This is a genomic window from Pseudomonas sp. F01002, assembly GCF_004402115.1.
In the GTDB taxonomy this organism is placed as follows: domain Bacteria; phylum Pseudomonadota; class Gammaproteobacteria; order Pseudomonadales; family Pseudomonadaceae; genus Aquipseudomonas; species Aquipseudomonas frigoris.
This window is the reverse complement of record NZ_SOPU01000023.1, coordinates 128,855-150,332: the sequence shown is the minus strand read 5'-3', so window position 1 is coordinate 150,332 and position 21,478 is coordinate 128,855. Positions and strand designations below refer to the sequence as shown.

The following is a 21,478-nucleotide window of genomic DNA, read 5'->3' as shown; positions in this document are numbered from 1 at the left end:
GGGAGCGGGCTTGCTCGCGAAGGCGTCAGCCGAAACAAAACACCTCTTGAGGTCAGACGCTCACCACCGCATCCGCACACCCAAACTCCCAATCAACCCGTTCAAATCATTCTCATCCACACTACTGCTGTAGTCGGCGCTGACGTAGAGACTCACGGCGGGTGTCACTCTGGCCACCAAGCCCAAACCCACTTCGACGGTCGATGAATAGCGGCTGCTGCTGATCTTCTCGACCTGATCGAGGTTCACGGTATCGCTGGTGTAGACCGTGTGCCACACGTTGGTTCGCACATAGGGTTCAACCCCCAGGCCGTTGATGTCGTAATTACCTTTCAATCGTGCACCGACCCGGCCGCTCCAGGACGTCAGATCGCTGGACGAGGCATTGCCTGACCCGGCATACGGGGTGTCCAGGGTAATGCGTTGATTGATTAATTGCGCCTGGGGTTCGACTACCCAGTGATCGCTAAGGCCAATGGGGAAACCACCTTCTACCGACAGCGTCACCGCGCTGCCCTCGGTTGCTTGTCGGGCGCCCTGGTCATTGCGGCTATAGCCGTTGACCCGGCCACCGCTGGCCGTCAAGTCCACATGCCAGCCTTGTGGCCCGGTCAGACTCCAGTAAGCGCCGAGGCTCTGGCCTTCGAGGTTGAGGGTGTCGTTGCCGGGGTCAGCAAGGGCGCGACCGGTCAGCAGTCCGTCACTGTTGCCTTGTAACTGTGTCATGCCGCCGACCAGTCCGACCCGCTGGGTATGACCGCTACCGCTTTGCAGAGTCAGGATCGCCGGACCTTTGAATTCGCTACTGCCAGGGATAGCAAATCCCTGAGCCAGAACATCGGTTTGCGCCTGCCGCGAGGCCTGTCCATACACCTGATCCCAGGCCGAAGGCGCAGCGTCCTCGATGGTCAGGCGTGAAATTCGTGTATCGGAGGCGGCGCTGAAGCGGCCGGGGTAGGGGGTGGTGAAAGTGACGGCTGGCAAGGTCATGACCGGAACATCCTGACGGTACCAGGGCGTGGTTTCATCTTCTGCAGGCCCTGCCTGTACATCCATGGACGAGCACAGAAGGAGTGAACTCGAGACAGCGCAAAAAGTGACTTTGATCTCTTGTTGGGTGAATGAAGTTTTCATGGAGGTCTACCTTGCAATCGCATGCCGTATACCGCTCTGGCGTCTCTCTCCTACCCCGAATGAGGGGCGACCGAATGTAGTGGGGCAAGCCTCTGGCCGCCCGATTTTGCGGGAGTCTGGGGGGTTGCCCCGGGTGATATTTCCGGGGGTAGTAATGTGTAGCTAAGAAGACCCTTGACATCGCGTCAAGAAAATGGCCGATAAATGGTATGTGTATTTTAGGACTCGCAAGTGACTGATTTACGCCGCACATCTAAGTTCTTGTTTGTACGAAAAATCGTCAAAAAATCCGCGTTCCAGAGCGGTTTTGATAGTGGACTACCGGTCTACCAACTCACCCTGACAGCGACATTTGCGGCCGTTGCGCGCAGCTTATTGCTGTCGATATTGCTGGTGTAGTCGACACCGCCATACACGCTCACGGTTTTCGCGAGGCTAAGCACAAAGCCGACACCGAGGTCGGCCGATGACGATTTTTGCTCGGTATCGATCCGGTCCGCGCCGTCGAAGGTTACCGAGTCGGTACCGGAAAGGGTGTGCCACAGATTGGCTCGTATATAAGGTTCCAGTGGTCGTCCACTGACTTGGTAGCGGCCTTTGAGTCGAGCGCCGAGGCGACCGGTCCAGGCACCGTCGGAGTCGAGACCTTTGAATGCTGCTAAACAGCGAGGACGCAGGCGCCCTCGCTACCCGCCTGGCGACTACCCAGGCTTGTGGTTATCCAGTACTCGATTGACCGCTAACTCACCCAACATGATCATCCTTTGCAGCACCAGCATCGTTTGGCGTCGTGGGCCATCCGTCAAGGCGGTGAGATCGTTGACCATGGCGCTGGCTGATGCCAACGATTCGCAGGCCTCGACGAGCAACGTTTCGTCATCCACCGCTGCGTCGATGGTGAAAATGGTGCTGGGCTTGTAGGGCGGTATCTGCGTTTTCGACGCCCCGGGGTTGAGGTAGAAGCTGAGTGCGCGGTCGGCCGCCTCTTTCATTTTCTTGGGGTCAAGATCAATAAAGGTGTCGTAGGGTACCGGACCGGTGTTAGGGGGGTTGGGCGTTACCTTGAACATAGTTAGAACTCCTTATGCCGTGAATAAGAGCCAACCAACCTCGCTACCAAACGAAGGGTGGTGGCCATACGCAGGTTGGTAGACCGGGACATAAGGAAACCGGCGCACCCGAAGGTGCCCTGCGCATGACCACCATAGTGCCGAGACGAAAAAAACGCCGCGAATGGTGATGCTGTGCATTCCTTATATCCGGGCTACCAAACCCGATCACTGTTTTGCAGTGACCAGCAAACGATATAGCCCGGCATCAAGCCGCACAAGCCGGCGGATTCTGGCGCACGTGTAGGTAACGACGCAAGGCGTTGTAGCCGTTAGGACGTAACACCGAGTGTCTTTAAACGCGTCCGCTAAACGCATGAAAGCGTCTAAAAATTCGAGGAAGCGTCCGACATTAAGTGCGATGCCGGTTGATTCGTCGACGACGTGTTTGGTGCGGCGCACGTTTCCGAATTTGCGCATGTGGGTGACGCTGGGCCAGGCCGCGGTGCGGTTGCCCCATAGGCGCAGGCCGGCACAGCAGTCTACGAAGCTAATGGCGTTTCAAAGATGCACTTCCACCGCCAATGGCAAGTGATCCGACAAATGCGTCCAGGGCTTGTGCCCCAGTATTCGCGGCTCATGACTGCTGGCGTTGCGCAAATAAATCCGATCCAGGCGCAGAAGCGGAAAACGCGCAGGATAGGTTTTTGCCGGGCGACCGTGGTGGCGCTCGAAGGCTTCATGCAGATAGTCGCGTCGGGCGAGGGCAGTGTTGCCTTGCAGCTGCCAGTCGTTGAAGTCGCCGGCGATGATCACCGGCGCATCGTCGGGTAACGATTCGAGCAGTTGGCAGAGTAGCTGGAGCTGTAGTTGGCGATGGCTTTCCAGCAGACTCAAGTGAACGCAGATCGCATGGACTTCAGTGTGCCCCGGTACATCCAGAACGCAATGCAGCAGGCCGCGGCGTTCGGGGCCGGTGATCGAGACGTCGAGGTTGCGGTGTTCGCGGATCGGGTATTTCGATAACAGGGCATTGCCGTGGTGACCGTTGGGGTAGACCGCGTTGCGACCGTAGGCGAAGTCGCTCCACATGCTGTCGGCCAGGAACTCGTATTGTGAGGTCTGCGGCCAATCGTTGTAGCGAGTGGAATGGCGGTCGTGTTCACCGACGACTTCCTGCAGGAACACCAGGTCCGCCGATGTACTGCGTACCGCTTCACGCAGTTCCGGGAGAATGAAACGTCGGTTGAGTGCGGTAAAACCCTTGTGGGTGTTGACCGTCAGCACTCTCAGTCGATGAATCGCCGGGGGCGTGTTCAATGGAGATGATTCGACGGCCTGCCACTTGGAATCACTGGTCACGTTCACTCCTCTGAATCAGGACTGCTTATGTATGCGACTGATACAGCGGCGGGCAGTTCAGTGGGTTTTGCGGTAGGTCTTTGTGAAGCAAAAAGATCGCAGCCTCCGGCAGCTCCTTGTTCCGCGTACACCTGTAGGAGCAGCCGAAGGTTCGGGCCGCGTTCGGACGATCTTTTGATCTTCAGACGAAGACAATTTCATAAGGCAACCGTATCCGTTCCAGAAGCACCGGGGGCAGCAGCGGGGCGAGGCCGATGGCCGGCTCGCCGTCGAGCTGGCTGGCATAGGCGTGGGTAGCGTGGCTTTTGCGCGCGACGGTCCAGGTGTCCAGGCGAACCTTGCGCGCGCGATGCCACGGGATGAGCCCTCGATCTCGCGTTGGCCAGTGCCAGGCCCAGACCGGTACTTCGTTGAGCGCCGCCCCGACCATGGCCGCGGCCTTGACGCTGGCCCGGCCGACGGCGTCATGGTCGACAATGCCATCCTCGCGCCAGGTGCTGAACACCACATCCCCGGGGCGTAAATAACGGGCAATGAATTGAGTCATCTGAAATTCGCGTTCGGCCAGGGCGTTGTCGGTGAAGCCGCCACGAATCCATTTGAGGCTGTGCATCGGCAGCCCGAGCCGGCGCAAGGCTTCGAGGCTTTCCTGGGGGCGGAACACGCTCAAGCGTTTCTCCGACCACTGTTGCGAGCCCGGATGGCTGGCGCTGCCGTCGGTAATCGAGATTAACTGGAGCGGATGTCCCAGGGCGCTGAGCAACTGCAGCAGGCCGCCGCAGGTCACGACTTCATCGCCAGGGTGTGGGGCAATCACTACAGCGCGTGCGCCGGCGGGGACCAAGGTCTGAGTGCTGATGACAGGAATGTTGTCCAGTTGCGGGGCGCTGTTCCAGATTTGTACTGGCGGGATGCTTTCACTGATGGTGACCGTTTTCATGGCTACGTCCTTGTTCTCGTTGATAGCAATGTGCAGCGCTCCAAACCCTGGATTGCCGCGAGCAGAGTATTGCTCATGACACGCTATTCGTCGTCTCGATGCTCCATCCGGTACGTTTTTTTATCCGACCTGCACGATATCCCGCAGAAAATCGCCAAAACGCGAAACCAACTCATGTTGCGCCGGGGTCTAGGCGGCTTGCAGGCACCGGCCTAGCGCCTGAGTATCGGCGTAGTCCGGTGACTGTCGATCGAGAAACCCCTGAAGATCCATTTCACTCTTCTTCCTCATGCTGCAATTCGAACAGCAGCAGAGAACGACCGGTGACGGAATATTCGTGTCCGAACTCGAAGCGTTCCTGCCCGCGAATCGACGGTTGATTGGTGTCGATCATGCACGTCCAGTGATAGCCGTCAGGTACTTCCGGCAAGGTGAAATTGACGATGTCGTGGTGCGCGTTGACCACCAGCAACAGGGTCGCGTCACCGCCCTTGCGGCGGATACCGGTTTCCTGGGCGCGGCCATCCATCAGCATGCCGAGGCAGCGGCCATGGCCTTCCTCCCATTGTTCGATGGACATTTCGCTGCCATCCGGCGCGAGCCAGGTGACGTCCTTGACGCCGATGTCCTCGTTGTAATTGCCCACCAGGAACCGGCCGCGACGCAGGATCGGGTAGGTCAGGCGCAACTTGATCAGGCGTTTAACGAACTTGAGCAGGGCCTTGCCGTCTTCGCTCAGGTCCCAATTGACCCAACCGATCTCGCTGTCCTGGCAATAGGCGTTGTTGTTGCCTTCCTGGGTTCGGGCGAATTCGTCGCCGGCCACCAGCATCGGCGTACCTTGGGACAGCAGTAGCGTGGCAAAGAAATTGCGCATTTGGCGCTGACGCAGCTCATTGATCTCGGGATCGTCGGTCGGGCCTTCGACGCCATGGTTCCAGGACAGGTTGTTGTTGCTGCCGTCCTGATTGTTCTCGTCGTTGGCTTCGTTGTGTTTGTCGTTGTACGACACCAGGTCGTTGAGGGTGAAACCGTCGTGGGCGGTGACGAAGTTCACCGAGGCGTACGGCCGCCGGCCACGCTGATTGAACATCTCGCCGGAGGCGGTCATGCGACTGGCGAAGTCCGCCAGTTGGCCGTCGTCGCCTTTCCAGAACGCACGCACGGTGTCGCGGAATTTGTCATTCCATTCGACCCAGCCTGGCGGAAAGTTACCGACCTGATAGCCACCGGGGCCGCAATCCCAGGCTTCTGCAATCATCTTCACCTGGCGCAGCACCGGGTCCTGACGGCAGGCCACAAGAAAGCTGTGACGTTCGTCGAAGCCGTCGTGGTAGCGCCCGAGAATGGTTGCCAGGTCGAAGCGGAAACCGTCGACGTGCATTTCTGAAGCCCAGTAGCGCAAGGAGTCGGTGACCATTTGCAGCACGCACGGGTGACTCAGGTCCAGGGTGTTGCCGGTGCCGGAATCGTTGATGTAGAAGCGCTTGTCGTCGGGCATCAAGCGGTAGTAGGAGGCGTTGTCGATGCCGCGCATGGACAGAGTCGGGCCTTGTTCGTTGCCCTCGGCGGTGTGGTTGTAGACCACGTCGAGGATCACTTCAAGATTGGCTTCGTGCAGGTGCGCAACCATCTCCTTGAACTCGGCGATTTTGCCGCTGGCCAGGTAACGCGGGTCGGGGGCGAAGAACGCGATGCTGTTGTAACCCCAATAATTGGTCATGCCTTTGTGCAACAGATGCTGGTCGTTGACGAAGGCATGAATCGGCAGCAATTCCACCGTCGACACGCCGAGCTTGCGGATGTGTTCCAACACATCATCGACCATCAACCCGGCGAAGGTGCCGCGCACATTCTCGGGGACGGAGGGGTGACGCATGCTGATACCGCGCACGTGAGTCTCATAAATGATGGTCTTGTCCCACGGCACGCTGACCCGATGGTCGTGACCCCAGGTGTGGGCGGGGTCGATCACCTTGCACTTGGGCACGAAGGGCGCGCTGTCCCGTTCATCGAAACTGAGGTCGGCGTCGGGGTGGCCGATGGTGTAGCCGAACAGCGCTTCGGACCATTTCAACTGGCCGACCAGTTGTTTGGCGTAGGGGTCGATCAGCAGTTTGTTGTGGTTGAAGCGATGACCGTTCGCCGGGTCGTACGGGCCGTAGACACGGTAGCCGTAGATCATCCCCGGATGCGCGTCGGGCAGGTAGCCGTGGTAGATCTCGTCGGTGTATTCCGGCAGTTCGATGCGTTCCAGTTCGACCTCGCCGGCATCATCGAAGATGCACAGCTCGACCTTGGTGGCATTGGCGGAAAACAAGGCAAAGTTGACCCCCAGGCCATCCCAGGTCGCGCCCAGCGGGAAGGGCAAGCCTTCACGGATTCGCGAGGCCTCGATCTGAGGTTCTGGCGCGGCTTTCTTCGGACTGGTCATAGGTGCTCCTGCAAAGGGGGTTCAGTTCTTGGCTCTGGTTTTTTTTGAGGGCGAGCGAGCCCTCGGTGGCGAGAAGGCTCGCCACGAGGTCAATCAGGACAAAGGTGAGAGGCGTCAGACCGCGGGCGGTTTACGCGCTGCTCGAGGTTTTTTCTCGTTGGCTTTTTCGCCCGGCGGGATCACCTTCGAAGCCGCGGCGGGCTTGGCTTTGGCTTTTGGCTCGGCAGCCTTGCCATTGGCTTTGCTGGCAGGGGCTTTGGTGCCAGCCGCTTTTGGCGATTTGCTCGGTGCCAGGGCTTCGGCTTCAGCCAGTTTGCGGGCCATCTCCCAGTGGCGGGCTTCCTGACCCTCGGGTTTTCCTTCCGATTCCCAGATCTGATAGGCGAATTCGCGGATGCGTTTATCGTTAGTGCTCATCGCAATGCTCCTGAACTGAACTCAAGTGTGGGTAGTTTGGATAAAAAGATTGATCGGGAAATCCCCCAGCGCGGTGCTGATGTTCAGTTCCCTTTGGGGTGTGACTGGTGTGCTTGAAAAAAGTCCCTCTAAATTTTCATCAGGGGCGGTGAACGGTAATTTGACCCGTGTATCGCCCCACAGCGGCGCGCCAATCCGGGGTTCGGCACTGTTTTTCAGCAGTTCGGCGCAGCGTATCGGCACGATGACGATGGCGCGTTTTCCTTCCAGCGAGCGAGCAAATGCGAGCACCCGGTGAGCCTGGCTGCCGACGACTTCAAGGGCTTGATACGTCCCTCGCCGAAACAGTTCGGTGTGCTCCAGCCGCAGGTTCAACACATGAGCGATCAGCGCTTGTTTAATGCGCCCGTCACGCCAGTTAGCCAACAATTCTGGCAGTTCCAATGGCGTCTGCATCGACTGCTGACGGCTGGCGTAATCCACCGGCCGGCGGTTGTCAGGATCGACCAGCGAGAAGTCCCAGTACTCGTTGCCCTGATACAGGTCCGGTACCCCCGGCACGGTCATGCGCAGCAAGGTTTGCGCCAATCCATTGAGCGCGCCGGGGACGGCGATGCTCTTGGCCGCTTTGCCGAGGGCAGCGCGTAGCAGCTCACCTTCAGGGCTCAGAAGCAGACGTTGCAGGAATTGGTGAACCGCTTGTTCGTAAGCCTCGTTTGGCGCGCTCCAGCTGCTTTGCAACTTGGCTTCGCGCAAGGCTTTCTGTTGCCACTGCCACACTCGTTGAGTGTAGTTCTCCAAGGCTGTTTGATCATCACTGCGCAAATCGAGCGGCCAACTACCGAGGATCGCTTGATAGAGGATCAACTCATCGCCCGCAGTCGGCATCTGGTCGTCGTCGCGCAGGGGGCGGGCGAGGGTCCGCCAGAGCGGGACTTGCTCGGCGTACCAGGCACTGCGCTCGCTCAGCACCGCCAGGCGCGCGCGGGTGTCTTCGCCGCGTTTGTGGTCGTGGGTCGCAGTGGCCAGCAAATTATCGGGGAACGCTTCGAGACGGTTGATGCAAGCCGCATGGAAATCAGCCACCGGCGCGCTGAACTGCTCGGTGCTGAAGCCCACGTCATTGCGCGACAACAATGTCGCCGAGCGATAGAACGCGGTGTCCTCCACAGCCTTCGCCGCCGCCGGCGACGTCAGTTGCTGAAAACGCACACAGGCATGCTTGAGCATCTTGCGCGGCCGGCCCAACGGGTGTTTGCGCCAGGGTTCACCGCCCAGCCAGTTGGCCAGGCAATCGAGCACCGGCCAGTCGGCCTCGCCGAGGGTAAGCCTCGCACCGTCCATGGCTTGCTGGAAAAACACATCGTCTTCAGCCGAACGCCCACGGGGGCTGATGTAGGTGCGGTACACCGGGAAATGCACGATCAGTTCCTGCAACGCCCGACGGATCGCACCGAGGGTCAGATCGCGGGTCATCAGGTCATCCCGGGCCACTTGCAACAGGGCCTGGGCGACGCTTTCAAAGTCTCCGGCGAGGGAACCGTTGAGGATCTGCTGGCGGGCCAGTTGCGCTTCCTGACGGAAATCGGCGGGCCGTTCGCTGTAACGATTCCACAGTTCGCCCAAGGTGTCGGCGCCTTCGGGCGCGTGTTGCAGCAGCGACAGCTGATTCATGAACTCGTAACCCGTGGTGCCATCCACCGACCAGTCGCGGTGCAGGGTTTCACCTTCGCCGAGGATCTTCTCGACGTAGATCGGCAGGTGCCGATCCGGCGACAGGCTGTCGACCCGCCGCCGCAATTTTCGGCAGTAACCCCGAGGGTCGGCGAGACCGTCGATGTGGTCGATGCGCAAACCGTCAACCAGGCCTTCGGCTACCAGCTCGAAGATTTTCGCGTGGGTGGCTTCGAACACGGCGGGGCGTTCAACCCGCAAGCCACCCAGTTCGTTGATATCGAAAAAACGCCGCCAGTTGATGTCATCGGCCGCCGTGCGCCAACTGGCCAGGCGATAGCTTTGGTGTTCAAGCAACTGGTGCAGGCGCTGGAAACCTTCGGCGGTGAGCGAGTCGTAAGCGCTGAGGTTTTGCTGGATGGCCTGGAGAATCGCCGGATCGCTAGCCAGTTCACGCAACTCTGTTTTCAGCGGCATCGCCAGACTGTGGGCGTCGGTCTGGTAGCTCAAGGTGCTGAAACGGTCTGCCAGCGACTTGAGCGATTCGGCGGTCAGCGGGTCATCGGTTCTGAGCAGTTCGCCGTAATGGGTCGGGCAGATCGGGAAGTGATGCTCATAGTGCTCAACATAAAACGCGCCCTTTTGCGCATCGAAGCGCAGGGGCAGGGTGCCGTCCTGCAAGGCTATGCCGTAGTCGCTGCCGAGGAAGGGCAGCAGCAACTGGCCTTCCATCAACGGGTCGGGTGAATGCCACTGGATATCGAAGAACTCGCCGTAAGGACTCAGGCGTCCCCATTCCAGCAAATCCTGCCACCAGGGATTATCGCCACCGCCGACGGCCATGTGGTTGGAGACGATGTCGAGGATCAGCCCCATGCTCAGCTCGCGCAATGCGCTGACCAAACGCCGCAGCGCCGCTTCGCCGCCCAACTCCGGATTGACCGTGGTCGGGTCCACGACGTCGTAGCCATGCATGGAACCGGCACGAGCACTCAGTAGCGGTGACGCATAGACATGGCTGATGCCGAGGCTGGCGAAGTACGGCACCAGCGGCACCGCATCGTCCAGCGTGAAGTCTTTATGGAACTGCAGCCGCAGGGTTGCCCGCAACGGTTGGATAAGCGTTTGCTTCATTGGTCACGCTCGGCCGCCTGAAGCCGCGCGCAGGCGAGCAGTTCCAGGCGCCGGGCGGCGTCCGGGTCATCGAGCAAGGCTTCACTGTCGCCGGGTAAGCGTCGGGACCAGTTGGGGTGCGTGTCGGTGGTGCCGGGCAAGTTGGCCTGCTGTTCGATGCCCAGGGCATCTTCCAGCGGCAGCAACACCAGCGGCGCACGGGTATGACCGAGGAAACGTATTGCGGCGTCGAGCACCTGATCGGTTTCGTGGGACTCTTCGCGAAAGTTCTGCGGGTCCTCGCTCAACACCCGACGCAGGCCTTCGCGCTCGCGTTCACGGTGGTGGCGCCATTCGATTTCACCGGGGGCGTCGACCAGGCCCAGTCGGGCGTTCCAGTCGATATCGTGGCCATGCCACCAGCCATTGAGCGTCGGCAGGTCATGGGTGCTGGTGGTCGCGAGGGCGTTGTCCGGCCAGTCGAGAATCGTTTTGAAGTGCGCGTTGTCCTGTTCGAACAGCAGCACGCGCATGCCGAGGATCGAACGGGCGATGAGCTTTTCTCGCAACCCATCGGCCACGGTGCCAAGGTCTTCACCGAGGACGATGGCCTGATGGCGATGGGACTCGAGGGTCAGCAAACGCAGCAGGTCGTCCACCGGGTAATAGAGGTAGGCGCCGTCGGCGGGTGACGCACCATTGGGGATCACCCACAGTCGTTGCAGGCCCATGACGTGATCGATGCGCAGGCCACCGGCGTGGGCAAAATTGGCGCGGAGCATTTCGATGAAGGCCCGAAAGCCATTGCGCACCAGACCTTCGGGCGAGAACGCGGAAATCCCCCAGCCCTGACCGGTGCGGTTGAGAATGTCCGGTGGTGCACCCACGGTCAGCGAGGCGAGCAATTCGTCCTGGCGACTCCAGGCCTGACTGCCACCGCCATCGGCACCCACCGCCAGATCGGCGATTAAGCCAATGCTCATGCCGGCGCTACGGGCGGCGGTTTGTGCGCGTTCCAGGCACCGCGTAATCAGCCATTGGCAGAAGGCAAAGAAGCCGATACGTCCGGCGTTTTCTTCGGCGAATTCGGCCAGGGCCGCGCTGCGCGGGTTTTGCCATTGCTCGGGCCAATGCCGCCAGTCGAGACTTTCACCCTTGGCGGCGCGGGCTTCTTGAATGGCTTCGAAGCGGCAGTGGTTTTCCAGGGCTTCGCCAGCGGCGTGGCGGAAGCTGCTGAAGTCGGCATGCAACGGGTGCTCACCCTGGACAAAGCCTTCGTACAACGCCTGCAACAGACGGTGTTTGGCTTCGGCCGCTACCGGCCAATCAACCAAGGGCAAGGCTTCAAGGTGCTTGAGTTCTGCCGCCAGGCCGGTGGCATCAATCGCGGTCCGCAACGCTCGATCGCCCAGGATGGCGCCCGGTGCGGCGTACAGGCTGTTGAGAAACAAGCGGCTGGAAGGCGAATACGGGCTGTAGCGCTGGGTATCGCTGCCGAACATGGCATGCAGCGGACTGATCGCCAACGCTTCGGCACCGCGTTCACCGGCTACACGGGCCAGGTCTTCCAGCGCCTGGGTATCGCCGAAACCGCCATCGCCCGGACGACGCAGCGAGTACAGCTGCACGCTCAGGCCCCAGGCGCGCGGGATCGGACTGTCGACGGCATCGCCGACGCTGTAGCAGCGCGTCGGTGCAACGGCCAAGGTAAATTCCTGCCCGTCGATGCTGACGTGTTGATAACCGACCGGGACCAGGCCGGGCAGCATTGCCTCGGCATCCAGTTTCAGGTTGAGTCGCGAGCCATCTTCAAGGTGGATCTCGCACGGTGTTTCAGGCTCAAAGTAATGCGCCAGGCTGAGGCCAACACCGAAGTCGGCGGTCAGCAGCGGCGGCAGGTGTCGGGTCTGTTGCACCTGCTGCAGTTCCAGCAGGCTGGCGTCGATTTCCTGAGCGCTGCCGGCCGGGTGACCGAGTCCGATGAGGACGTTGCGTAACACTGATGGAGCGACTTTCTGTGGGCGGCCGTTGGCGTCGATCCAGTCGACAGCCAGGCCAGCTCGGCTGGCCAGTATTTCCAGTTGCGCATCGCTCATGGGCGCTCTCCATCCGGGGGTAGCAAAGGGGCTGCGGCCGTGAGGCTGACTAGCGCGCAATACGGGGCAAGCGTGCCCTGATCCAACAGACCGGCTGACTGTGGCGGGTATTCGAACAACAATGAAGCGTCGGCCTGTGGGGAGTGGACCACAGGTGTGTCGCTGAGGTTCAGGTCAATGCACAGCAGGCTGCCATCGCCCAGTCGCCAGCGCGCCGTTACTGCGCCTGCGCCCAGCACGTCCGCGCCCAATGCTTGAGCACCGGGGAGGCGGGGAATGATCTGCTGATGGCGGACCTGCAACAGTTGGCGATACAGGTCGTGCATGGCGGATTGTCGGGTTGATGTCAGCTCGGGGCGTGAAGCCTCAAAGGTCTGGCGCGCGTTGGGGTCGGGAATCTGCTCGCGTTTGTGCGGATCAGCAAACGCGCTGAAGGCGGCAAACTCGTTACGTCGTCCCTCGCGGACCAGCTCCGCGAGTTCACCGTGATGGCTGGTGAAGAACAGGAACGGTTGCTTGGCGGCGAACTCGTCACCCATGAACATCAGCGGGATCATCGGTGACAACAGCAGTAATGCCGTGGCTGCCTTCAGCGCGTCGGGGTTGGCCAGTTGATGCAATCGTTCGCCCAAGGCGCGGTTACCGATCTGGTCGTGGTTTTGCAGAAACAGCACGAAAGCACTGGGCGGTAAATGACCGCTGGGCTCGCCGCGGGTTGTACCGTGACGGGTCACGTGGCCTTGAAACACAAAACCCTGGCTCAGACAGCGAGCCAGTTGTTCGGTGGGGTTTTGCGCATAGTCGGCGTAATAGGCGTCGGTTTCGCCGGTCAGCAGCACGTGCAAGGCGTTGTGGCCGTCGTCGTTCCATTGCGCGTCGAAACCTTCTTCGAGCAGGCTGGCCTGGTTGTGTTCGTTCTCTACTGTCAGCCAGACATGCCGCGCCGGATCGGTTTGCTGGCGAACCTTTTGCGCCAGTTCCTGAAGAAAGTCTGGATCTTCGATGGCATGCACCGCGTCCAGGCGCAAGCCATCGAAGCGGTACTCCAGCAACCACATCAACGCATTATCGATGAAGAAGTCCCGCACCTCGCGCCGCCGGAAGTCGATGGCCGCACCCCAGGGGGTGTGCTTGTCTTCGCGGAAGAAGCCCTTGGCGTAGCGATGCAGGTAATTGCCGTCCGGGCCGAAGTGGTTGTAGACCACGTCGAGAATCACCGCCAGGCCATGGCCGTGGGCGGTGTCGATCAGGTGTTTGAGTTGTTCGGGAGTGCCGTAGGAGGCTTGGGGCGCGTAGGGCAGAACCCCGTCGTAACCCCAATTGCGATCACCGGGGAACTGCGCCAGCGGCATCAATTCGATCGCGGTGATGCCCAGCTCCACGAGGTGCGCCAGGTGCTCCTCGACTTCGCTGAAGCCGCCGAGCGCACCGACGTGCAATTCGTAGATCACCGCCTCATTCCACGGCCGCCCGAGCCAGGCGCTGTGTTGCCATTGATACGCAAGTGGATCGACCACCACGCTGTGGCGGTCGATATCACCGGCCTGCGCGCGGGAGGCCGGGTCGGGCACCTCCAGCTCGCCGTCGATGTTGTAGCGGTAACGCGTGCCGGCGGGGCAGCGGGTGTTGATCACGAACCAGCCATCCGCCTGAGGCAGGAGTGGCAAGGATTGTCCATCTTCCAGTTCGACACTGACGTAAAACGCATCTGGCGCCCACAAGGCAAAACGCGTGTGCTCTGCGTCCAGCATGATTGCGCCGTGGGGCCAGGTCTCAAGGGTCCGTAACGGCATCTTTGAAAACCTCTTAATGTTTGCCCGATTTACCCAGCGCCTTGGTCACCAGTTTTTCGTAGAGTTCGGCGTACGGTTCGACCGCCTTGCACCAGTTGAAAGGCGCGGCCATGGCCCGGCAGCGCATGGCATTGAGCAGGTCGGGGAAGGCAAAAACCTTGAAGGCCCGGCTCAGGGCTTCCTGATAACTCTCGGCCGTGGATTCGTCGAACAGGAAACCGGTCACGCCGTTTTCAATGGTGTCGGCCAAACCCCCGGTGTTGCGAGCCACCGGCAACGAACCGAAGCGCTGGGCGTACATCTGGCTCAGCCCGCAAGGCTCGTAACGCGAAGGCATCAGCAGGAAATCACTGCCGGCGAACATGCGACGGGCGTCGGTTTCGTTGAAACCGATGCGCACGCCGATCTGGCCTGGAAAGCGCAGGGCCAGTTCACGCATGGCTTGTTCTTCTTCCGGCTCGCCACGACCGATGATCGCGATCTGCCCGCCGGATTTGACGATGTACTCGGAGACAGCTTCGGTCAGGTCCAGGCCTTTCTGATAGACCAGTCGCGAAACCACAGCGAACAGTGGACCTTCGGACTCTTCCAGGCCGAACAGCTTACGCACGTGGGCGGCGTTGACCGCTTTGCCTTCCCAGTCGCCGATGCTGAAGGGGCAGAACAGGTGCGGGTCGGTGGCGGCGTCCCAGCTTTCATCGATGCCATTGGGAATACCACTGAGCAGACCTTGCTGGGTCTTGGCGGCGAGAAAACCGTCGAGACCACAGCCGAAGGCCGGGGTGGTGATTTCCTGGGCATAGGTGGCGCTGACGGTGGTGATGTGGCTCGAATAAGCCATGCCAGCCTTGAGGAACGACATCTTGCCGTAGAACTCCATGCCTTCCTGTTGCAAGGCATGCATGGGAATACCCAGTTCCGGGCACGAGCCAAGACTGGTCACGCCCTGGTAGGCGAGGTTATGAATGGTGAACAGCGTCGGGGTGCGCTGTCCACGCCAGTGCATGTAAGCGGGTGCCAGACCGGCAGGCCAGTCATGGGCGTGCACCAGGTCCGGGCACCAGTGAATTTGTGCAAGGTTGGCGGCGATATCGGCGGCCGCCAGACCCAGGCGGGCAAAACGAATGTGGTTGTCCGGCCAGTCGCGGCCGTTGTTGGCACCGTAAGGCGAACCTTCGCGCTCGTAGAGTTCGGGGCAGATCAACACGTAAATAACCAGACCGTCGGGCATGTCCATGCGCCCGATCTTGCAGGGGGGCAATGCGGCGTGACCACCGAGCTCACCAATGATATGAATCGGGTTTTCGCTGTTCAGCACTTGCGGGTAACCGGGGATCAACACGCGCACATCGTGCAAGTGAGCCATGGCTCGCGGCAGTGCTGCGGAAACGTCGCCCAGACCACCGGTTTTCACCAGATCGGCGATCTCCGAGGTGACGAACAGCACTTTCTTCTTGTTGGGGTTCTGACTGGCCACCGGTGTCAGCGTCTTGGTGCCTGGGACGCTGACCGATTGGTGACTTGGCGCGCTCACAGTGCTCGTTTCGCCGACCTGCTGATGAGCACGTTCTCCCTGAATATCTAAAGCCGCACTGATCATATGAATCTCCCGTGTTGTTGATCTAATTCTTAGGTCTGGCACAAACGGTGTTTCGTGGCCAATTCCTGTGGCCGGGCGCAAACGCGCTACGCATCGGTGAGCAAGCGCTGCCAATACGATGAAGCAGAATGGCTATAGAGATCGTTGCAAGGATTGCACCAGTCGCACCGCACCTCCCTTTAACCTGACACGTCACGACCGGCAAAAGTTTCGACTTTCTTTCCGCTTTGTGACCGAGCGGTTTCGCCCCGCGGAACTGAGTCTAGGCCAGAACTTAGAGCGGGGGAGACCAGATGGCAAAATTGTTCGACAATCGGTTTAAAGAGGTACGGACGTACCGCTTCGAGGGAGCAACGCACCGACGAAGGGCATGTTTTTTTACCGTTTTGCCTCAAAAAAAAGTCGAGATGTCACATGAATGTGCGAAGCGCGGCAAGGCTCGCGCACCGTTGTGGTGCGCAGCGGCCAGTCCCGTCTTTGGCCGAACCGCTGCCTTACGGTGCGCCTTGATGCCTTGTTATAGTCCGGGCCTCATTTTCTGCCCGGTAAAAGGATCACTGCCATGTCTCAGTACACTGCGTTCACCGTCGAACTGGCCGATAAAATCGCCCATGTGCAGATCAACCGGCCGGAAAAGATCAATTCGATGAATGCCGCGTTCTGGAGCGAGATCATCGAGATTTTCCAGTGGGTCGACGACACCGACGAAGTCCGGGTGGTGGTGCTCAGTGGTGCGGGCAAGCATTTTTCTTCTGGCATCGACCTGATGATGCTGGCCGGCGTGGCCAATGAACTGGGCAAGGACGTGGGGCGCAACGCGCGCCTGCTGCGCCGCAAGATCCTCGCCCTGCAAGCGTCTTTCAATGCCGTCGACAATTGCCGCAAGCCGGTACTGGCGGCGGTTCAGGGTTATTGCCTGGGCGGCGCCATTGATTTGATTTCGGCCTGCGACATGCGTTACGCCGCCGAAGACGCGCAATTCTCGATCAAGGAAATCGATATCGGCATGGCGGCCGACGTTGGCACTTTGCAACGCTTGCCGCGGATCATCGGTGACGGCATGCTGCGTGAACTGGCTTACACTGGTCGCACGTTCGGTGCCGAAGAAGCGCGTGGCATGGGCCTGGTCAATCGCGTTTACAGCGACACCGCCAGCCTGCTCGACGGTGTCATGGGTATTGCTCGCGAGATCGCCAGCAAGTCGCCGATTGCGATCGCCGGCACCAAAGAGATGATCAGCTACATGCGCGACCATCGCATCGACGACGGCCTCGAATACGTCGCCACCTGGAACGCTGCCATGCTGCAATCCACCGATCTGCGCGTGGCCATGGCCGCCCATATGAGCAAACAGAAACCCGAATTTCTGGATTGATTAAAAATGACTTCACGCTGGACCACCGCAGTACTGGACACCGATCAAGCCGGCGGCTGGGCCGTGGCGCGCAGCCCCGAAGGCTTTCTGTTCGATGACAATGGCGCGCTGTTTTCGCGCGAATGGCTCAAGCGCCAGGACCTGTCGATCCTCGCCGAACATGGCATCGGTCACCTGGACGGCGAACCGGTCTATTTACTGGAACTGCGCAGTCACAGCGACGTGCCGGGCTGCAACTGGAAAGGCCTGCGGGCGTTCATGCTCGAAGGCGACCACACGGTCTACAAGGTGCTCGGTTATGCCGCGCAGATTGGCACCTGGTACCGCGAGCATCGCTTTTGTGGCAACTGTGGTCAGGCGGCGACGCAAGTTCCGCGTGAGCGGGCGATGTACTGCGAGCCGTGTGATTTGCGCTATTACCCAAGAATTTCGCCGAGCATGATCGTGCTGGTGACCCGTGGCGATGAAGTCCTGCTGGCCCGTTCGCCACGTTTTGTCACCGGGGTTTACAGCACGTTGGCGGGGTTTGCCGAACCTGGCGAATCGGCTGAAGACTGCCTGATTCGCGAAGTCCGCGAAGAAGTGCAGATCGAGGTCAAGAACATCCAGTACATGGGCAGCCAGTGCTGGCCGTTCCCGCATTCGATGATGCTGGGTTTCCATGCCGAATACGCCGGTGGCGAAATCGTGTGTCAGGAAGACGAGATCGAAGACGCCCAGTGGTTCAACGTCCATGAGCTGCCGCCGTTGCCGGCGTCACGCTCGATTGCCCGTTACCTGATCGACGTCTATGTGGCGCGGCGCTTAGGCCACGCTGAACCAGTGTTGCCAGGCTAACCGCACGGTCAAGCCCAGCACCACGGTGATGAACACCGGGCGAATGAACTTCGCACCGCCGCTGATGGCGGTGCGAGCTCCGAAGAACGCCCCGACCATCACCGACAGGCCCATGCTCAGGCCGATGATCCAGTCCACCTGCCCGGAAAATACGAACACCGACAGTGCGGCAATGTTGCTGACGAAGTTCATGCTGCGCGCCACGCCGCTGGCCTTCACCAGATCGATGGGGTACATCAGCATCGTGCTGACGGTCCAGAACGCGCCCGTGCCGGGACCGGCCACGCCGTCGTAAAAACCCAGGCCGAAGCCTTGGGTCGATTGCCACTTTTTCTTGATCGGTGCGTCGCTGTCCAGCGGCGCTTTCGGCGTGCCGCCAAACAACAGATAGACGCCGCAGCCAAAAACGATCACAGGGAGCATCTTGTTCAGCCATTCCGCGGGCAGGTAGTGAGCGACCACTGCACCGGTCAGCGCGCCCACCAACGTGCCGACAATCGCGTGCATCCATTGCCTTGGATGGAACAGCTTGCGTCGGTAGAAGGTGAAACTTGCGGTGGCCGAGCCAAACGTCGAACTGAGTTTGTTGGTGCCCAGCACCAGGTGTGGCGGTAGGCCTGCGGTCAGCAGCGCCGGGGTGGTCAACAGACCGCCGCCGCCGGCAATGGCGTCGATGAAACCGGCAATGAAAGCGACGAGGGCCAGAATGGCCAGGGTGGTGAGGTCAACACTGAGTTCGAAAGGCATGGAATCGGCTTATTCGGCGGGGTGCAGGACAGGGCTGCGGGGAAGGGCCGATATCTTACGCATATCCACCCTTTGCGGCGACCCGTCCGGCCCCTTCGCGAGCAAGCCCGCTCCCACATTTGGCCGCATTCTTCTGTGGGAACACGGTTAAATGTGGGAGCGGGCTTGCTCGCGAAGGCGTCCTCCCTTGCGCTACATCACTTGCGGTCAGGCCCATTCCCGATCTGCCACACAAACGGCGGCTCGGTCCCGTTGATCGCCCAATCCCCGACAATCCGTGCCTTGTAGATCACCGGATTGTGCGACGACACCGTCCGCGCATTGCGCCAGTGCCGGTCCAGCGATTTACCCACCCGAGTATCCGAAGCCCCCAGTGCATTGAACAGCTCTGTGGTCGCTCGCTGGATCAGCTCCGACACCACCACCTGCGCCTTGGCCGATTCGATTTCCGCCGCGACATTCGCCGCCTGTTCCAAGGCTTCATCACCCGAGAATCGCGCCAGATAAGCCCGCTGCGCCGGTTGTGCAGCCCTCAAGGCGCTGGCCTCGGCCGCATACACCAGTGCCGCAATCTCACCGACCACCTGCTGCACCTGCGAATCCTGACTGACGTGCTGCGCATTGCCATGGCTGTAGATGCGTTTGCGTTCACGTACTTGGTGAGCCACATCGTGCAACGCCGCACGACCGATCCCGGCCAGTGTCGCCAGCAGCACCAACTGATAAAACGCAGTCTGGTATTTGAAGCGGGTGGCGAAGTCGATGATGTTCTCGGCCTCCACGTCGGCATCGATAAACCGTGAAGTACCACTGCCGGTAGTGCGTTGGCCGAAACCGTCCCAGTCGTCGCTCTGCACGATGCCCGGCTGACGGGTCCGGACCGCGGCAATCACGTCGCCGCCGGTGTCGCTGCGTTGCGCGTACACATCGATCCAGTCGGAAAACAGGCTGCCGGTGCTGTAGAACTTCTCGCCGTTGAGCCGCCACTGATCGCCGTGCGGTGAGACTTTGGTGATGACATCGCCAATGGCGACGCTGCCGATTTCGGTCCAGGCATTGCCGGCGATGTCACCGTCGACGAAGCGCTTGAACCACAGATCCCGGCCCGGCCCAGGTGGCGAGTTCAAGCGATCCTCGGCAAAGGCGAAGTGCCCGCGCAAGGCCTGAGGCACGTTGGAATCGGCTTCGGCCAATTCGATCAGCAGCTCAAACAGTTGTGGCAGGGAGGCGCCGCCGCCGCCGTATTCAACCGGCACCCGTACGGCGCCGAAACCGGCGTCCTTGAGCCACTGAATCGGCTCGTAAGGAAGGGTGCGGGACTGTTCGCGCTCAACGGCACCGGCGGCGATGCGTTGGAAGATCGGCCGGAACCTTGCGGCCAGCGCTTTATAGTCGGTGCCAATGGAGAGCGGATTGATTACCTGGTGTTCGGTCATGGGACGGCTCCTGGGCTCGGCTAAAAAAAAGTTACACGCCAAGGGGATTGCACGGTCCATGCCGGGAGCGCGCGGCCAGGATTTACGCCGTGAAGTCGCTGCTCAAGCGCGCCCAACTGTTGCTCCGGCAACAGTCCATCAGCAAATCGCCCTGATCACTCACAGCAAACCATCGTGAATGTCCCGTTAATCTGCGGTTTCGCGCTGGCACGGTTGCTGCTCTCACCCCAGGACTTCCCTAAAGTCCCGAGGACATGCCAATGAGTCAGCAAGCCGTCAAATTTGCCTACTGGGTGCCGAACGTCAGCGGCGGGCTGGTGGTCAGCAAGATCGAGCAACGCACCCACTGGGGCATCGACTACAACCGCAAACTGGCGCAACTGGCCGAAGAGGCGGGGTTTGAATACGCCTTGACGCAGATCCGCTTCACCGCCGGTTACGGCGCCGAGTACCAGCACGAATCCGTCGCCTTCAGCCATGCGCTGCTGGCCGCCACCACCAAACTGAAAGTGATCGCCGCCATCCTGCCCGGCCCTTGGCAACCGGCGCTGGCGGCCAAGCAATTGGCAACCATCGACCAGCTGACTAACGGCCGGGTGGCGGTGAACATCGTCAGCGGCTGGTTCAAGGGTGAGTTCCAGGCGATTGGCGAACACTGGCTGGAACACGACGAGCGTTATCGCCGCTCCGAAGAATTCATCCGCTCGCTGAAGGGTATCTGGAGCCAGGACAACTTTACCTTTCGCGGTGACTTCTACCGCTTCGACAACTACAGCCTCAAACCCAAACCGTTGGGTCAGCCGGAAATCTTCCAGGGTGGCAGTTCCCGCGCAGCTCGGGACATGGCGGCACGGGTTTCGGACTGGTACTTCACCAACGGCAACACCCCGGAAGGCATCAAGGCCCAGGTCGATGACATCCGCGCCAAGGCTGCGGTGAACAACCATACGGTGAAAGTCGGCGTGAACGCGTTTGTCATTGCCCGCGACACCGAAGAAGAAGCGCGAGCCGTGCTGGCGCAAATCATCGATCAGGCAGACCCCGAGGCGGTGAATGCGTTTGGCGATGCGGCGAAGCAGGCGGGCAGGGCTTCACCTGAGGGCGAGGGCAACTGGGCCAAGTCGACGTTCGAGGATCTGGTGCAGTACAACGACGGCTTCAAGACCAACCTGATCGGTACGCCGCAGCAGATTGCCGAGCGGATCGTTGCGCTGAAAGCGGTGGGCGTGGACTTGGTGTTGGCAGGGTTTCTGCACTNTTCAGGAAGAGGTGGAGTATTTCGGCAATCGGGTGTTGCCGTTGGTACGTGAGCTGGAAGCAAAAGCAGCGGCCAAGCAGCAGGCCGCGGTAGCCTGAACACCACAAAACCCTGTGGGAGCGGGCTTGCTTGCGAAAGCGGTGTATCAGGCAAAATGATGTCGACTGACACTCCGCCTTCGCGAGCAAGCCCGCTCCCACATTTGAACTGTGT

Annotated in this window: 15 protein-coding genes and 2 pseudogenes; 4 read left to right on the top strand and 13 right to left on the bottom strand. The window is 60.4% G+C overall.

What is annotated here, in order from left to right; genetic code table 11:
* Nucleotides 1-60: 60 nt before the first annotated feature.
* Complete coding sequence (locus E3W21_RS19850; protein ID WP_134421562.1) at nucleotides 61-1,134, bottom strand: autotransporter outer membrane beta-barrel domain-containing protein; 1,074 nt, start codon at nucleotides 1,132-1,134, stop codon at nucleotides 61-63.
* A 231-nt stretch (nucleotides 1,135-1,365) separates the two neighbouring features.
* Here E3W21_RS19850 and E3W21_RS31210 point away from each other — a divergent pair, with 231 nt between their 5' ends.
* A complete protein-coding gene (locus E3W21_RS31210) occupies nucleotides 1,366-1,533 on the top strand; it encodes a hypothetical protein (RefSeq protein ID WP_166793847.1) in 168 nt (55 codons plus the stop codon).
* On the opposite strand, the pseudogene E3W21_RS19845 reads toward E3W21_RS31210, so the two are convergent.
* From E3W21_RS19845 to glgA, 10 genes and pseudogenes are all read right to left on the bottom strand, one after another.
* A pseudogene (locus E3W21_RS19845) lies at nucleotides 1,461-1,775 on the bottom strand (autotransporter outer membrane beta-barrel domain-containing protein); the annotation flags it as partial. The gene E3W21_RS31210 and the pseudogene E3W21_RS19845 sit on opposite strands and share 73 nt — an antisense overlap.
* A 60-nt stretch (nucleotides 1,776-1,835) precedes the next feature.
* On the bottom strand, nucleotides 1,836-2,204 hold the full coding sequence (locus E3W21_RS19840) for a DUF6124 family protein (protein ID WP_134421561.1): 369 nt from the start codon (nucleotides 2,202-2,204) through the stop codon (nucleotides 1,836-1,838).
* Between the two features lie 540 nt (nucleotides 2,205-2,744).
* Entirely contained in the window at nucleotides 2,745-3,545 is an 801-nt protein-coding gene (locus E3W21_RS19835; RefSeq protein ID WP_046053575.1) for an endonuclease/exonuclease/phosphatase family protein, read from the bottom strand.
* Nucleotides 3,546-3,726: 181 nt separating this feature from the next.
* A complete protein-coding gene (locus E3W21_RS19830; RefSeq protein ID WP_134421560.1) occupies nucleotides 3,727-4,485 on the bottom strand; it encodes a PIG-L deacetylase family protein in 759 nt (252 codons plus the stop codon).
* A 274-nt stretch (nucleotides 4,486-4,759) separates the two neighbouring features.
* The gene (gene glgX / locus E3W21_RS19825; protein WP_134421559.1) at nucleotides 4,760-6,919 is read right to left on the bottom strand and encodes a glycogen debranching protein GlgX; all 2,160 of its coding nucleotides are present in this window, start codon (nucleotides 6,917-6,919) and stop codon (nucleotides 4,760-4,762) included.
* A 114-nt stretch (nucleotides 6,920-7,033) separates the two neighbouring features.
* Nucleotides 7,034-7,336, bottom strand: coding sequence for a DUF2934 domain-containing protein (locus E3W21_RS19820; RefSeq protein ID WP_134421558.1), 303 nt, complete (start codon nucleotides 7,334-7,336; stop codon nucleotides 7,034-7,036).
* A gap of 21 nt (nucleotides 7,337-7,357) precedes the next feature.
* Nucleotides 7,358-10,144, bottom strand: a complete 2,787-nt coding sequence (locus E3W21_RS19815) for a malto-oligosyltrehalose synthase (RefSeq protein ID WP_134421557.1) — start codon at nucleotides 10,142-10,144, stop codon at nucleotides 7,358-7,360.
* Nucleotides 10,141-12,219 (bottom strand): 4-alpha-glucanotransferase, encoded by a 2,079-nt coding sequence (malQ, locus tag E3W21_RS19810; protein ID WP_134421556.1) that lies wholly within the window; start codon nucleotides 12,217-12,219, stop codon nucleotides 10,141-10,143. The genes E3W21_RS19815 and malQ overlap by 4 nt, the downstream gene beginning before the upstream one ends.
* A complete protein-coding gene (treZ, locus tag E3W21_RS19805) occupies nucleotides 12,216-14,012 on the bottom strand; it encodes a malto-oligosyltrehalose trehalohydrolase (protein ID WP_134421555.1) in 1,797 nt (598 codons plus the stop codon). Before treZ ends, malQ begins: the two co-directional genes overlap by 4 nt.
* 13 nt (nucleotides 14,013-14,025) lie before the next feature.
* Nucleotides 14,026-15,612 (bottom strand): glycogen synthase GlgA, encoded by a 1,587-nt coding sequence (gene glgA, locus E3W21_RS19800; protein ID WP_129443914.1) that lies wholly within the window; start codon nucleotides 15,610-15,612, stop codon nucleotides 14,026-14,028.
* 562 nt (nucleotides 15,613-16,174) lie between these two features.
* Here glgA and E3W21_RS19795 point away from each other — a divergent pair.
* The gene (locus E3W21_RS19795; protein WP_129443916.1) at nucleotides 16,175-16,987 is read left to right on the top strand and encodes a crotonase/enoyl-CoA hydratase family protein; all 813 of its coding nucleotides are present in this window, start codon (nucleotides 16,175-16,177) and stop codon (nucleotides 16,985-16,987) included.
* 6 nt (nucleotides 16,988-16,993) lie between these two features.
* The gene (gene nudC / locus E3W21_RS19790) at nucleotides 16,994-17,824 is read left to right on the top strand and encodes an NAD(+) diphosphatase (RefSeq protein ID WP_129443917.1); all 831 of its coding nucleotides are present in this window, start codon (nucleotides 16,994-16,996) and stop codon (nucleotides 17,822-17,824) included.
* Here nudC and E3W21_RS19785 read toward each other — a convergent pair.
* Together E3W21_RS19785 and E3W21_RS19780 are read right to left on the bottom strand one after the other, a co-directional pair.
* The gene (locus tag E3W21_RS19785; RefSeq protein ID WP_046046975.1) at nucleotides 17,792-18,571 is read right to left on the bottom strand and encodes a TSUP family transporter; all 780 of its coding nucleotides are present in this window, start codon (nucleotides 18,569-18,571) and stop codon (nucleotides 17,792-17,794) included. The two genes, nudC and E3W21_RS19785, sit on opposite strands and share 33 nt — an antisense overlap.
* 197 nt (nucleotides 18,572-18,768) lie before the next feature.
* Nucleotides 18,769-20,007 (bottom strand): acyl-CoA dehydrogenase family protein, encoded by a 1,239-nt coding sequence (locus E3W21_RS19780; RefSeq protein ID WP_134421554.1) that lies wholly within the window; start codon nucleotides 20,005-20,007, stop codon nucleotides 18,769-18,771.
* Between the two features lie 260 nt (nucleotides 20,008-20,267).
* Here E3W21_RS19780 and sfnG point away from each other — a divergent pair.
* Nucleotides 20,268-21,363 (top strand): annotated as a pseudogene (sfnG, locus tag E3W21_RS19775) (dimethylsulfone monooxygenase SfnG).
* Nucleotides 21,364-21,478: the final 115 nt, after the last annotated feature.

Coding starts and splice junctions, on each gene's coding strand:
- E3W21_RS19815 (WP_134421557.1), bottom strand. CDS start 10,144: ATGAAGCAAACGCTTATCCAACCGTTGCGGGCAACCCTGCGGCTGCAG.
- E3W21_RS19820 (WP_134421558.1), bottom strand. CDS start 7,336: ATGAGCACTAACGATAAACGCATCCGCGAATTCGCCTATCAGATCTGG.
- E3W21_RS19840 (WP_134421561.1), bottom strand. CDS start 2,204: ATGTTCAAGGTAACGCCCAACCCCCCTAACACCGGTCCGGTACCCTAC.
- treZ (WP_134421555.1), bottom strand. CDS start 14,012: ATGCCGTTACGGACCCTTGAGACCTGGCCCCACGGCGCAATCATGCTG.
- glgA (WP_129443914.1), bottom strand. CDS start 15,612: ATGATCAGTGCGGCTTTAGATATTCAGGGAGAACGTGCTCATCAGCAG.
- E3W21_RS19780 (WP_134421554.1), bottom strand. CDS start 20,007: ATGACCGAACACCAGGTAATCAATCCGCTCTCCATTGGCACCGACTAT.
- E3W21_RS19785 (WP_046046975.1), bottom strand. CDS start 18,571: ATGCCTTTCGAACTCAGTGTTGACCTCACCACCCTGGCCATTCTGGCC.
- E3W21_RS19795 (WP_129443916.1), top strand. CDS start 16,175: ATGTCTCAGTACACTGCGTTCACCGTCGAACTGGCCGATAAAATCGCC.
- E3W21_RS19830 (WP_134421560.1), bottom strand. CDS start 4,485: ATGAAAACGGTCACCATCAGTGAAAGCATCCCGCCAGTACAAATCTGG.
- nudC (WP_129443917.1), top strand. CDS start 16,994: ATGACTTCACGCTGGACCACCGCAGTACTGGACACCGATCAAGCCGGC.
- glgX (WP_134421559.1), bottom strand. CDS start 6,919: ATGACCAGTCCGAAGAAAGCCGCGCCAGAACCTCAGATCGAGGCCTCG.
- E3W21_RS19850 (WP_134421562.1), bottom strand. CDS start 1,134: ATGAAAACTTCATTCACCCAACAAGAGATCAAAGTCACTTTTTGCGCT.
- malQ (WP_134421556.1), bottom strand. CDS start 12,219: ATGAGCGATGCGCAACTGGAAATACTGGCCAGCCGAGCTGGCCTGGCT.